The sequence below is a fragment of the Serratia sp. CY31944 genome (genome assembly GCF_052169175.1).
GTDB lineage: Bacteria > Pseudomonadota > Gammaproteobacteria > Enterobacterales > Enterobacteriaceae > Serratia > Serratia sarumanii.
On the sequence record NZ_JBJNLG010000017.1, the window covers coordinates 1 to 13518 of the forward strand.

Below are 13518 nucleotides of genomic sequence, written 5' to 3' on the forward strand. Positions count from 1 at the left end.
TAGGTGGTCTTTCAGTGGTCTTTATTATTTCATCTATTTCTAATTTATAGTTAAGTAACGACAACTATTTATATTTAGATGATAACGAAAAGAATGGGCGTTGGAGTATAGATTCCGCTATTAAGGTTTATCATGGTGACGATATATCTTTACCTGTTCGAGGGGATAATGTTGCATTGAGGAATCTGGGGGACTTCTCCAGTGATGATAAAGGGGCAAGAACATATCTGAATCTGTATTCAGGTTCGTCATATTACTATGCAAAGCTGGACAAATACAGTGTTTCAAATCCTAATATCTCTCACGTGATGCACTTTTCTCTTCGATGGTTGGCACCCAGCGACTACGGTATCTATCGGAAGTATATTTTCAGGGGGCCGGCTGGAGATGGTTTACTGCAGCCGTATTATGGACGAATGGATAAATCGGAAGATGATTATGTCATAACCTATGAGAATAAGGACAAATTTTATTGGGAAGTCATTACTATAGATACAGCTAAACTGGACAAGAAAAAAGTGGGTGATAGAAATTTCCATGCAATAAGAGCGAGCAATGGTTATGGTTCATTCTTGTTGGGAAGAAAAGACAGTTACTGTCCTGGCGGTACGAGCACTTGCTATGTGCTGAAGTCTGGTGCGGGCGCTTATGACAGTGACGGCACGCCGAAAAAGGATTTTTTATGGATTATTGATTATATTAGAAGTAACTGATCTATAAATAATCATGACAGCTCATGGTGGATTTGTGGTCCACCGTGAGTTTTTCAATATTCCAACGCGACGGCGCGCACCGAGGCTAGAGCCTTAAGCGTGCTATAGAGTTCACTCAGCGAGGTCTTACGCCGCAGGGATACCTTCATATTGATCTCAATCAGGTCTTTTTTGATATCCCTGATTGTCAAACCATCGACCAGATACTTGTTTTTCTTCATTTCAGTGATGACTTCGTTGAGACCCTCTTTGTTCAAAATAATTATTTTGACTTTAATTTTCCCTACGGCTCCGTATCTGAAATGAAGATGGGAAACGACGGGGCTTAACTTTATAGACAGTAAAAACAAGAGGGTGACCAGTAGCGCATAGAGATAGAATCCTGCGCCGCAGGCAATGCCGATCCCCGCTGATGCCCAAACGATAGCGGCGGTTGTCAGACCTGAAATGGCATCATCACGGCGGTGCAGGATTACGCCGGCGCCGATAAAACCGACGCCGCTGATGACCTGCGCCGCCAGCCGCATGGGATCCGTACGAATGTTGCTGGCTAACTCGGCATAATGTTCGGCAGAAGTAATGGACACTATCGTGAGCATGCAGCTGGCTGTTGCGATGATCACGCAGGTTTTAAAACCTACGGGTTTCCCTTTGGACTCCCTTTCCAGGCCGATGATCCCGCCGAGTAAAAAGGCGGCCAACAGTTTGGCCGCGATTTCCCAGTGTGGATATACCGCGTCTCTGATGTACAGCATAATATCCATGGCTATTTCTCTTCGTTCCTTTACCCGTTTGGTTTAGCGTTTGGCCGGTTCGGTGGCGATTTGTTTCCTTCGCAGCGTGTCGTCTTTAAAGAACACCAGGAAGAACAACGAAACACCGGCGGCAACAACGGCAGGGTAAAGCCAGAATGTCGCCCATTGCGGAAGCGCGGCGGCGGAAGTGCTGGAAACGGTCACCGTTTCGTTAAATATTTGGCCGCAGACAGCCGAGGCAAAAAACAGACCGAGGCCGTTGGAGACGATAAAGCGCAAGCTTTGCGCCTGAGCCTTAATTTCTTCCTTGGCTTTGCTATCGACATAGATGTCTCCCGCGGTGAAGAAGAAATCCCAGCAAAGGCCCTGCAGCATCAATGCGGCAAGGACGTAGGCCATATCGACATGCAGCGCGGAGTAGGAAAGCAGCAATGAGCGCAGAATCCAGCAGATCGCGCCCAGCAGAATGGCCGTTTTAAAGCCAAAACGCAGTAAAAACGCCGACAGGACAAACATGAACAAGACCTCCATCACGGTACCTGCTTGCATCATGGTTGCGGCGTTGTCGAAGCCCAAAGATTTCAGAAAAACCGGAATATAGGCGGAATAAGCCGTTTTGGGGATCATCAAGACAAAGGTGCTGGCCATAAAAATGGCGAAATACTTATCTTTGAACAGGGACAATGCGTCGAGGCACAGTAGCTCGCGCAGCGTGAAACTTTGTTTCCGTTCTTTCGGCGGCGTATTGGGCAGTGTGAAGCAGTAAATGCCCAGTAAGGCCGCAGTGCCTGAGGCGATATACCAGGTCGTCGTGCTACCGGAGAGGCCGAGTTGACCGAGCAGAAAACCGATGGACATAAAGCCGAAGGTGCCGAAAACGCGGATCACTGGGAACAGTTGCACACCGTCGATATGGCGGAAGCTAATGCTGTTGGCCAACGCCGTCGTGGGATAGAAAATTAAACCAACGAAGAAAATCAGCAGCAAAATCATCGTGGTGTTTTGTACTTCAATGTATTGCGGTACCAGCAGTAAAACGCCCGCATTGACCAAATGCAGCGCCGCCATCACTTTTTGCGAAGGGATAAAACGGTCGGCGACGAGCCCGATAAACAGCGGGGAGATGAGCGTTGCGATGCCCAGCAAAGCGTACGCATCTCCGATGATGGCGGAAAGCCCCACGCTGCTTAAGACCAATCCCATGGTCATGTTCCAGGCACCTTGGACGAAATATTGCAGGTACATCATGACGACCAAACGAGGTATCTTATTATTTTTCATGTTATTTCCTTTTATATTTCTATTTTCAGCCCGTCGTAGGCGATCCTGATATTGCGCTCATCAAACAACTCGACTAATTGGTGGTGCAACAGGTTCACGTTATGTGAAATATGCGAAATGACTATTTCGCCATTTGGGTGCAGCGCCTGAGAATCTTGTAATCGCTGCTGTGCGGCAAAAATGGTTTCTATGCTCATGTGGTTGTCTGAACGTGCGTTTTGAGTAAACCCATAGGTACATTCAAGAACGACCAGGTCGGCACGTTTTCTCTCCAACCATTGCCAGGTCGCCTCTGGGAACCAGCCCGAATCATGGCCGTAAAATATTTTTTTCCCTTCTTTCTCAATAAAATAGACGTAGCAAAACTCCCAGGGCGCGTGGTTGGCGAGCAGCGGAGTGATGCGGTAGTCGTGGCGTTCGACGGTAGTGAGGGGCGGCGGGCAGATAAAGCGAAATCGCTCCCGGCTGTAATTCGGCAGCATGTCGAGACAGCCATTGATGGCCCGGTCGTTGCCGGTAATGGTTAATGGATGTTCAATATGGTGGCCGAAACCTTCCATACGGCTAAAAAGCTCGCCAACGTTGAAATGGTCGGCGTGTGTATGCGTGAACAGCAAATCAGTAATTTTTGTCGCATCAATAGCGTCGCGCATGATTTGATAACTGAACTCTGGCGCCATGTCGATTAATAAGATGTCATCGATAAGCGCTGAAGAACGAGTGCGAATGTCTTTGCCTTGCATCGCGTGAGCTTGCAGACACAGGTCGCAACGGCAGAATGGGTTAGGTATTCCTTCAGATGAGGAAGAGCCCAGAAAGTGAATTTTCATTTTCTCTCCATTTTTATTTTTTTTTGATGTTTATTGGAACGTACCAATCATTATTTCCGGTAGATTTTTTTGCAAATTTTTCATTCTGTTTTCGTGATTTCAATCAAATTGATTTTTTATTCTTGTTATTTATCAGTTAGATGTGTTCGGCGGGGTTTTCCAGAAGAGAATGGCTTTATCCATTGCATTCATGCAGCTATTTATTCTAAATGTGAATTATGAATGAAAGTAGAGTGGTGGTATCGCTAAACACGCCGGTCATCGTTGATCAGAGTGTTGGTGTGAAGCCGGTCGCTTATTTGATCGACTATTGTGCTTCAGTATAGAATCCTGTCATGACTCCATCCGCAAGCTAAGATCCAACAATGCCTACAATCAAGGACATAGCCAGGTTGGCCGGCGTCTCTCACGGCACCGTATCGAATGTACTGAATGGTCGGGGGAACGTCAGCGTCAAGAAAATCAACGCGGTCATGGACGCCGCCCGACAGCTTGACTATAAACCCAATGCGCAGGCGCGGGAGTTGCGGGCCGGGAAAGGCACGGGAATTGCCGTGGTGTTGCCCGATATCACTTCCGAGCGCTACGGTTCTTTTTATACCGGCATTACTCAGGCGCTATCGCTGCAGGCAGAGGTGGCCCTTTATCTGACCGACGATCGTGAGCAAAACGAACGACGGATCTTGCAAATGTTGGCGGCGAAGCAATATCGATTGGTCGTCAGCGTTTCCTGTCTGCCCCAGGCTGCCGACTATTACGATTTGTTGGGGCAGGATGGGGCCGAGATCGTCTTTGTTTATCGCCAACCCGAAGGCGCAGAGCGCTTCGTGTCGCCGGATTTCGTACAGGCTGCCCATGACATTGCGCAAGAGCTCGCGGTTTCTTCCGCAAGTCGAATCGGCTTGTTCTGCGAAGAGCGCCGATATCCGTATGCCGAGCAATTTGCGTCTGCGTTGCAAACGCGTTTGGCGCTTCTGCGCCCTGAAAGCACGTTGACAATATACAGCAGCAGCCAAGCTGAGAGTTACCGCACCGCGTTTGCGTTTTTTGCGGCGGAGCCTTTTGATGCGATCGTCGCTATGGATAGCGAAAAAGCCGACGATCTCAGGGCGGCCTGTCGTCTGGGCAGTGAACTGGCCTGTCCGGCACTGTACGTCCTGAGTGGCGGAGCGAAAGGCGGAGAAGACAATCTGCACTGTTATCAATTGGATGCGATGCAGTTGGGGTACGGCATTGGCGACGGTTTTCTGAACGCTTTGCCGCGAAGCATGCCGGAGCAACCGGGTACGGGCAATAAAGGGTTCGACGTGGCCGCTAAATCTTTGCTGTTCCAGCGTGAAATATCACGGCATGTTTTGCATTTCGCATCGTTGGCCAACCCTTCCATTACGGCTCTCAATAAGCTTCTGCCCGGCTTTCGTCGGCAAAGTGGCATCGACGTCAATATTACGACTTACTCCTACGATGAAATGTTCCACCTGCTGGAAGAGCCGGATCAACAGCGCGATATCGATATTTTTCGCGTCGATGTCGCCGTTTTGGCTTGGTTGGCTCCTCGTTTGATGCGGCCATTGGTCACCCTTGGTGACGGGGTTGCGTCGCTGGCGACGCGTTTCTCTGGCCAAGCGTTGGAGAAATATATCTTTTGCGGCGGGACTGCCTATGCGTTGCCTTTTGATCCCAGTATTCAACTGCTGTTTTATCGTCGGGATCTGCTCGAAGACCCCGTAATCAAAAGGATGTTTTACGAGCAGTTCGGCGACGAACTCCGCGTGCCGGAAAATTTCTCTGATTTTGATAGGGTGTCGGCTTTTTTTGCCAGGTTGCATCAGCCGGGAAACCGGATGCGTCCTATGGGGGCTTGTGCGATAACGGGCAATCCCAGGCTTATTGCTACGGAGTTTCTGCTGCGCTATTACGCCCTTTCCGGCCATTTAATGCGAGACGAGATGGGGCCGCAGTTAGAGCCTGTGGTTGGCTGCAGGGCGTTGGAGCAGTATATCGGCCAGTTTAACCACGTCCGTGAACTGCCCGGCGGCTGGTGGAGTGAGTCTCTGGCACTTTTTGAACAGGATGGAGTGGCGATGTTGAATGTTTTCATGAACTTGTTCAACGATGTAGCCCATAGTCCTGTCGCCCCTTCTCTGGGATATGCGCCGGTGCCGGGCAATGTACCCATGCTGGGCGGAGGCTCGCTAGGGGTGTCACGCCATAGTCGAAAGGACAGGCAAATCGCGGTATTTTTCGACTGGCTATTTTCACGTGAAATATCGGAACAGATCGCTTTATTGGGCGGAAATAGCGCTCATCCGGCGATTTATGACAATCCACGCATCATTCATAGTCACCCGTGGCTGCGTCTGGTGAGAGCGGTGGGATATCAGGGGGTAAGAGAGTCTTCTTTACCGGACGGTAAAGGCGTAAACCTGCATCAGATAGAGTTGATCATCGGCCAAGGTGTGATGAAATCTCTCGATAAGTCTATGAAACCAATAGAGGCTATTAACTATATCAATAGTAAACTACGCGTTTTGCAAAATTCGACGGGCGCTCCTTAAACACACGAGCAACTTCAGAACTGCGTTGACACACGAGTCTTGCACTGAAGTGGGTTAATTTATTAAGAATATTCGCACGATAATAATAATCGAATAATAGAATTCAGCAGGTTGCTGTTAATAAGTTTATTTCGGCCGATAGCGTTCGCCATTTTTATTATAAAAACCCAATAAAAAAGCACGCCGACGGCGTGCTTTGGGTGAATGAGGCTGCGCTTATTGCGGATATGGCACCCAGTCGCCGCCGTTCAGGCGAATGTAGGGCTTGCCCTGATACAGCATCACGACGGCGTTGTCGTTTTCGGAGATGACCGGGGTCTGCGGCAGCCCCAGGGTCAGCGCCTGCCAGTCGACGCTGGGTTCGCTGAAGACCTTGCCGTCCACCAGACGCGACACCAGTTCAGACAGCGCCAGATAGCTGCTCGGCGTTTTGATCTGCAGCGGGCTGCCCTGATGCGGCGCCTTCATGCCCACCAGTTTGATGCCGACCGGCGTATGGGTGATATTCGGGCTGGGAATGTCGCGCAGGCCGGACATCTGCATCTTGTCGCCCACCAACGCCGCGCCGTGTTCCGGCACGATCACCACCACCACTTTGCGGCCGGATTTCTCCAACTGATCGAGGAAGGTGTTCAGCTGATCGAACAGCTTCTGCGCGCGCGACGGGTAGTCGGCGCTCTTGTTGGAGCCGACGAAGCGGTTGCCGTCGTGCAGCGGGATGACGTTGAAGAAGGTGGCGGTGCGGCCGTCACCGCCTTTTTGCTGCTGATCCAGCCAACGGGTCAGCAATTCGAGATCGTTATAAATCGGCTCGCCGTCGAACGACGTCAGCTCGTTGCCGATGCCGGCCTGCGACATCAGCGGCGCCTGCATGTCGCCCTGTTCACGCAGCTCTTTCAGGAAGTTGCCGAACACCCCGGAGTGATCGAGCATCAGCTGTTCCTTGAAGCCGAGCTTCGCCAGGTTGTCGAACAGGTAACACTGCTGGTTCACCGGCTGATACAGATCGCGATGCGAAAGCTGGCCGCAGCTGGCGCGCAGCAAACGGATGGCCGCCGGGCCGCTGTAGGCGGTGGCCGAGTTGAAGTTGTCGAACATGATGTCCATCTTCGACCACAGCGGGTGATTTTGCAGGTTGACCGCGTCCATATCGGCCCAGGCCAGCGAACAGATGTTGATCACCAGCAGATCGAACGGCTGGGCATCGGCGGGCAAGCTGGCCGGGAACGCGGTGGTGCGGCCTTTTTCTCGCTCGTAGAACTGGTTCAGGTAGGCCGTCAGGTTGGCGCTGGTCGGCGGCAGGCTGTCTGCCGGCGCAGCATCCCCCGCCGCCGGCGCAGACGTGGCCGGCGTATTGGCGCCGCCGGCCGCGGCCGTGGAGGTCGCGGGCAGCAGCGAGACTGCCGGCCCGGCGATGTTGACGATATTGAGCCACACCAGCGCCGCCACGGTGAACACCGTGACGCGCACCCACTGCGCGACGAACAGGTAGGCGATAAACAGCACGAAGGCCGCGCCGATCATTTGCCAGTTGATAAAGCGGCCGATCAGCTCCAGCAGGTACTGGGCGCTGAAGCCGGCCAGCTGCGAACCCTGGCTGAGAATGCTGTTGATGCCCGGCAGCCAGGTGTCGTGGTAGAACAACGCGATGCCCATCGGAATGGCGAGGTAATGGCGCCAGCGATGCAGGCGCTGCGACGGGATCGGCATCAGCAGAAACGCCATGAACACCAGGTTCGGCAGCGCGTGGAAGTTCAGGTAGCCGAACCACAGCAGGCCGAATTTGGCCAGAAAGTAGAGGTTCCAACCGCCCAGCCCACGCCAGTAGCGCCACAGAGCGTTATCGGATTGCGTCTTCGAGTTTGGATTCATGGCTGCTTCTTACGTTTAATCTGAGATGAGGAGCCTGTGCGCACCCACAAACCGGCGGATTTCAAATAGCGCGGCGATAACAACAGGTTTTGCCAGTATTGACGCAAATGCGGAAAACGCCGGTGAAAGGCGTAGCCCAGCGGGATGAAGATCAGCGCGCACAGCAGGATCAGTTGCACGATGTCGTTAAGGTTCAGCATGCGGTTCCTCCTGCGGGCCAAGCGTCAGCGTGAAGGCGACCGGCTGCCGCCGTTCTGCGGGCGCCTCGGCCGCCGTCTCGCGGGGGCGCGGCGCGGCGCCGGCGGTGCCGGTGGCCGAAATCTGCCAGCGCCCCTGAGCCATACGTTTGATTTCCGAAATGATATCGACGTCCTGGTGCCACACCACCCGGTTGCTGAAGGCTTCATCCACCGGCAGGCGGAAGATGAACCTCAGCGCGGTATCCAAATCGTTGATGCGGCAGGTGGAGAGAAACAGCACCAGCCGCCCCTGCACCACGGTCATCACGTCGCCGAAGCGCCGCAGGTGGCACAGGGTCATCGCCTGTTCGGCGCGCAGGCCGGTGGCCGGCCGCAGCGCCACCATCACGCCTTTGCCGTCCTCGGGCAGCAGCGTGTTGCCCATCAGCGAAAGCACCGCCTGGCTGAACGGTTCCGGCCGCATATAGCCTTTGAGCTGCAGCGGGCGCAAGCCGGCCAGCAGCGCATCGATGTCGGCGGGCACATGGCGCGAGAAGCGCTGCCCCTGAATACCCTCGAGCATGGTCAGAAAACGCGACAGCGGCGCGACGTGCGGCACGATCAGGTTGGCGCCGCAGGCCAGCAGCAGCCGCTCGTCGCTGTAGCGCAGGCTGGCACTCATCTCGCGCACCGCGATTTTCAGGCCGTTGCCGCGGCTGCGGCGCAGGGTGTGGATCTGGTGCGCCAGGTGATCGATTTGGTCGCTTTGGTACAGCGCGAAAATCAACGTCGCCGAGAGTCTCAGCATGCCGTGCTGCGCCAGTTCGTCGTTGCTCTCCAGCAGCTGCCAGTTGGCGGACAGCGGCGGCGCGCCTTCCAGGATGCTGCGCTCGGCCAGATACAGGCCTTCATCGCTGCGCAAGGCGGTGGGGGAGGGTTGGCTGTTTTCATCCTCACCCTGCCAGCCGCCTTCCGCGGCGTACAGCGTCAGCAGCTGATTGGCGTTGATGCCGTTTTCGGTGCTCCACCAGTTCACCAGATATTGCGCGCTGTCCTGTTGCCATTGCAGGCTGGACAGGCCGTTCAGGATGCGATGCTGCGCGCTGAGCTGCCCTTTGAGCTTATTGATGCCGCCGCCGTGGCTGAGGATCAACAGCGTGCAGCCCTGCCGCCGCAGCCAGGCGGCGAGGGCGCGCGTCCACTCGCGCAGCTCTTCGGTGGTGAAGGTTTGCCACAGGCTGGCGTGGGCCAGCAGGATAAGTAAGCGATTTTGCGGCCGCAGGGCGCGCATCAGATCGTCGCTCAACTGCGTCAGCGCGGCTTTTTTCTCCGGTAATTGATACAGCGGCAGCTTCTGCAAAGCAGGCGAAGCCAGCTCGGCCAACAGGCGATCGGGTTTGTCGCCGCTGCAGATCAGGGCGACTTTGCGGGTGGCCGGCTGGGCGGCAATGACCTGGCGACACAGCAGCGCGGCGTCGCTTTGCCTGTCGATATTGATCCAATAAAGCCCGGGGGCCTGCATCACCGACAGCTCTTCCCAAATCTGCCGAATGCCTAGAGAAAAAGAGTGCGCCATAGGATGTGTTCTACTTTCGTTGAAAGCCGACTAAAGGCGTTTATATATAAAGATAGCCATTTTTACTCTGGCAATAACAAATCTCCTACGCTCTGCAACAATATTTGTTGAGAATCATCTTATTGCCTCTCTCTTTTTGTATCGTTGCTATAGTTAATTAACATAGCCTATTTTCGCCAAGGCGGAAGAATGAATAACGCACCCACCCATTTTCGTGCAGCGGCGCCTGGGGAGAGCCAGGATGACCTGCAGGCGCTCAGCCAAGCTTTTTCATTGCCGAAATTAAGCTATGTCGATATTTCCCGGCAGGAGCGGTTAACGCAAATGATGACGCGCTGGCCACTGTTGGCCGAATTGGCGCAGACCACGGGGAGCCATTGATCTATGCCGGTGATCGCGCTGCAAGGGTTGCGGGGTGGAATGGGGACGACGTCGGTCACGGCGGCGCTCGCCTGGGCGTTGCAGCAGCTGGGTGAGTCGGTGTTGGCGATCGATTTCACGCCGGATAATCTGTTGCGCCTGCATTTCAACACGCCGTTCGAGCTGGCGCGCGGCTGGGCTCGCGCGGAGCGGGATGGCGGCGGCTGGCAGGAAGGCGCGCTGCGTTATTGTGAAAACCTCGACTTTCTGCCCTTTGGCCGCCTGAATGCGGCGGAACGGCTGGAAGTACAGCGTCAGTGTCGGGAGCAGCCGGAACGCTGGCGCGACAATGTGCGCCAGCTGATCGCCGGCGATCCGCAGCGCTGGATCCTGCTGGATGTCCCGGTCGGGGACGGCGTGCTGGCGCAGCAGGCGCTGCAGCTTGCCGATTGCGTGTTCATGCTGTTGAACCCCGACGCCAACTGCCAGGTGCGGCTCCATCAGCAGACGCTGCCGAACGACTGCCGTTTCTTGGTCAATCACTACTCCTCCGCCAGCCAGCTGCAGCAGGATCTGCATCAGCTGTGGCTGCAAACGCTGAGCGGCCTGTTGCCGGTGGTGATCCACCGCGACGAAGCGTTGGCGGAAGCGCTGGCGGTCAAACAGCCGTTGGGCGAGTACCGCCCCGAGAGCCTGGCGGCGGATGAAGTGCTGACGCTGGCCAACTGGTGCCTGATCAATCTCAAACGGGGCGTTGCGCCATGAGCCGGGTGCTGAGCCTGCTGCTGGTGCCGCCGGTGCGTCAGGCGGTTCAGACGCGCTACCGCGGCTATCGCCGCAATGGCGCATCGGCGCTGACCGCCTTTTTCGCCACGCTGCTGGTGGCGTTGGGCTGGCTGCTGCTGCGCTTCGAGTCGCCGGCCTGGCAGCGCGTGCGTACCGGCCGCGCTTACTGGTTCCCGCATCTGTCCGCCGAACGCCCGCGCCCGGCGGATGCGCTGCGTTATCTGCTACAGGGGCTGTGGCTGCTGCTGTTTCGCAGCGGCCGCGCGCCGGTGCAGCGCGACTATTTCGCCGGTTGGCGCCGCCTGCAGCAGCGCTATGCCGACTGGCTGCAGGGCCTGCCGCAGCGGCTGAAGAACGCCGGCGTGGAACAGCGCTCGGTGGAGCGCCTCGGCCGCATGAACCGTGGCATGCGGCGCGCGCTGTTTATTCTGGTCAGCGTGCTGGCGGCGATCCTCGCCATGCTGTGCATCTCGCAACCGTTCGATCTGCCGGCGCAGTTCGTGTTCGTCCTGCTGCTGTGGGGGATCGCGATGGTGGTGCGCCGGGTGCCGGGGCGTTTGCCCGCGCTGATGCTGATCGTGCTGTCGCTGACCGTCTCCTGTCGCTACCTGTGGTGGCGCTATACCGCCACGCTGAACTGGGACGACCCGCTAAGCCTGGTGTGCGGCCTGTTGCTGCTGGTGGCGGAAACCTACGCCTGGGTGGTGCTGGTGCTGGGCTATTTCCAGACCATCTGGCCGCTTAATCGCCAGCCGGTGCCGCTGCCCGCCGATAGCGCCAGCTGGCCGACCATCGATCTGATGGTGCCGACCTACAACGAAGATCTCGGGGTGGTGAAGCCCACCATCTACGCGGCGCTGGGCATCGACTGGCCGAAAGAGAAGGTGAATATCTATATCCTCGACGACGGCAATCGCCCCGAATTCCGGGCGTTCGCCGCCGAAGTGGGGGTGAAATACATCGCCAGGCCGACCCACGAACACGCCAAGGCCGGCAACATCAACAACGCGCTGAAGCAGGCCACCGGCGAGTTCGTGGCGATTTTCGACTGCGACCACGTGCCGACGCGCTCCTTCCTGCAGCTGACCATGGGCTGGTTCTTCAAAGACAAAAAGCTGGCGATGCTGCAAACCCCGCACCACTTCTTCTCGCCGGATCCGTTCGAGCGCAACCTCGGCCGCTTCCGCCAGACGCCCAACGAAGGCACCTTGTTCTACGGGCTGGTGCAGGACGGCAACGACATGTGGGATGCGACCTTCTTCTGCGGCTCTTGCGCCATCCTGCGCCGCAGCGCGCTGGACGAAATCGGCGGCATCGCGGTGGAAACCGTCACCGAAGACGCCCACACCTCGCTGCGCTTGCACCGGCGCGGGCACACCTCGGCCTATATCCGCATTCCGCAGGCCGCCGGGCTGGCGACCGAGAGCCTGTCGGCGCACATCGGCCAGCGCATTCGCTGGGCGCGCGGCATGGTGCAGATCTTCCGGCTGGACAACCCGCTGCTGGGCAAGGGGCTGAAACTGGCGCAGCGCCTGTGCTACGCCAACGCCATGCTGCACTTCCTGTCGGGCATTCCGCGGCTGATCTTCCTCACCGCGCCGCTGGCGTTTTTGCTGCTGCATGCTTACATCATCTTCGCGCCGGCGCTGGCGATCGCGCTTTACGTGCTGCCGCACATGATCCACGCCAGCCTGACCAACTCGCGTATCCAGGGGAAATACCGCCATTCGTTCTGGAGCGAAATCTATGAAACGGTGCTGGCCTGGTATATCGCGCGGCCGACGACGGTGGCGCTGTTCAATCCGCACAAGGGCAAATTCAACGTCACCGCCAAGGGCGGGCTGGTGGAGGAGGAGCACGTCGACTGGGTGATCACCCGGCCTTACATGTTCCTGGTGATCCTGAACCTGGCCGGGCTGGCGTTCGGCGTCTGGCGGTTGGCCTATGGCCCGACGGACGAGGTGATGACGGTGATCATCAGCCTGGTGTGGGTGCTGTACAACATGACGATTCTCGGCGGCGCGGTGGCGGTGGCGGTGGAGGCCAAGCAGGTGCGTCAGGCGCACCGCGTGGAAATCGCCATGCCGGCGGCGATCGCGCGCGCCGACGGCCATCTGTATCCCTGCACGCTGCGCGATTACTCCGACGGCGGCGTGGGCATTGAGATGCGGGTGGAAAACGCGTTGAAAGACGGCGACAGGCTCTCGCTGCTGCTCAAGCGCGGCCAGCAGGAGTACAGCTTCCCCTGCGTGGTGACGCGCGCCTTCGGCAACAAGGTGGGGGTGCGCCTGGTCGACCTCTCCACCCGCGAACACATCGATTTCATTCAGTGCACCTTCGCCCGCGCCGATACCTGGGCGCTGTGGCAGGACGGGTTCCCCGAAGACCGGCCGATCGAAAGCCTGCGCGACGTGCTGGCGCTGGGCTTCCGGGGGTATGTGCGCATGGCGGACTACGCGCCGCCGCTGGTGCGCGGTCTGCTGGTCGGGGTTACCTCGCTGACCGCCTGGGTCGTGTCGTTTATTCCGCGCGGCGTCGGCAGGGATCCGACCTTGGGTCAACAAGAAACAGTGGGTTAGCTGCGAGTTCAACCGCCCGCTCACTCGCC

11 protein-coding genes are annotated in these 13518 nt (G+C 56.7%); 5 read left to right on the forward strand and 6 right to left on the reverse strand.

Going from position 1 to position 13518, the window contains the following annotated elements; genetic code table 11:
• Positions 1-176: 176 nt before the first annotated feature.
• The gene (locus ACJ8IN_RS17270) at positions 177-713 is read left to right on the forward strand and encodes a hypothetical protein (protein ID WP_442519511.1); all 537 of its coding nucleotides are present in this window, start codon (positions 177-179) and stop codon (positions 711-713) included.
• Positions 714-766: 53 nt separating this feature from the next.
• Here the strand turns inward: ACJ8IN_RS17270 and ACJ8IN_RS17275 are convergent, their stop codons facing one another.
• From ACJ8IN_RS17275 to ACJ8IN_RS17285, 3 genes are read right to left on the reverse strand one after another with little or no spacing between them, the layout of a single operon-like run.
• The gene (locus ACJ8IN_RS17275) at positions 767-1477 is read right to left on the reverse strand and encodes an MgtC/SapB family protein (protein ID WP_047569857.1); all 711 of its coding nucleotides are present in this window, start codon (positions 1475-1477) and stop codon (positions 767-769) included.
• Between the two features lie 33 nt (positions 1478-1510).
• Positions 1511-2749: an MFS transporter gene (locus tag ACJ8IN_RS17280; protein WP_197846908.1), complete on the reverse strand. Its 1239-nt coding sequence runs from the start codon at positions 2747-2749 to the stop codon at positions 1511-1513.
• Between the two features lie 11 nt (positions 2750-2760).
• Positions 2761-3579, reverse strand: coding sequence for an MBL fold metallo-hydrolase (locus tag ACJ8IN_RS17285; protein WP_047569853.1), 819 nt, complete (start codon positions 3577-3579; stop codon positions 2761-2763).
• A 365-nt stretch (positions 3580-3944) separates the two neighbouring features.
• Here ACJ8IN_RS17285 and ACJ8IN_RS17290 point away from each other — a divergent pair, with 365 nt between their 5' ends.
• Positions 3945-6137 (forward strand): extracellular solute-binding protein, encoded by a 2193-nt coding sequence (locus ACJ8IN_RS17290; protein WP_047569851.1) that lies wholly within the window; start codon positions 3945-3947, stop codon positions 6135-6137.
• A gap of 216 nt (positions 6138-6353) precedes the next feature.
• Here the strand turns inward: ACJ8IN_RS17290 and bcsG are convergent, their stop codons facing one another.
• From bcsG to bcsE, 3 genes are read right to left on the reverse strand one after another with little or no spacing between them, the layout of a single operon-like run.
• Complete coding sequence (gene bcsG / locus ACJ8IN_RS17295) at positions 6354-8009, reverse strand: cellulose biosynthesis protein BcsG (protein ID WP_442519512.1); 1656 nt, start codon at positions 8007-8009, stop codon at positions 6354-6356.
• Positions 8006-8209 (reverse strand): cellulose biosynthesis protein BcsF, encoded by a 204-nt coding sequence (gene bcsF, locus ACJ8IN_RS17300; RefSeq protein WP_004934139.1) that lies wholly within the window; start codon positions 8207-8209, stop codon positions 8006-8008. The genes bcsG and bcsF overlap by 4 nt, the downstream gene beginning before the upstream one ends.
• Positions 8196-9764 carry a cellulose biosynthesis protein BcsE gene (gene bcsE / locus ACJ8IN_RS17305; protein ID WP_033649882.1) on the reverse strand — a complete coding sequence of 523 codons (1569 nt, stop codon included), beginning with the start codon at positions 9762-9764 and terminating at the stop codon, positions 8196-8198. Before bcsE ends, bcsF begins: the two co-directional genes overlap by 14 nt.
• A 189-nt stretch (positions 9765-9953) precedes the next feature.
• Here bcsE and bcsR point away from each other — a divergent pair, with 189 nt between their 5' ends.
• The 3 genes from bcsR to bcsA are packed head-to-tail and all read left to right on the forward strand — an operon-like array spanning position 9954 to position 13489.
• Positions 9954-10145, forward strand: coding sequence for a cellulose biosynthesis protein BcsR (gene bcsR, locus ACJ8IN_RS17310; protein WP_033649881.1), 192 nt, complete (start codon positions 9954-9956; stop codon positions 10143-10145).
• Between the two features lie 3 nt (positions 10146-10148).
• Entirely contained in the window at positions 10149-10889 is a 741-nt protein-coding gene (gene bcsQ / locus ACJ8IN_RS17315; protein WP_060419897.1) for a cellulose biosynthesis protein BcsQ, read from the forward strand.
• Positions 10886-13489 carry a UDP-forming cellulose synthase catalytic subunit gene (gene bcsA / locus ACJ8IN_RS17320; RefSeq protein ID WP_033653998.1) on the forward strand — a complete coding sequence of 868 codons (2604 nt, stop codon included), beginning with the start codon at positions 10886-10888 and terminating at the stop codon, positions 13487-13489. The genes bcsQ and bcsA overlap by 4 nt, the downstream gene beginning before the upstream one ends.
• Positions 13490-13518 lie beyond the last annotated feature (29 nt).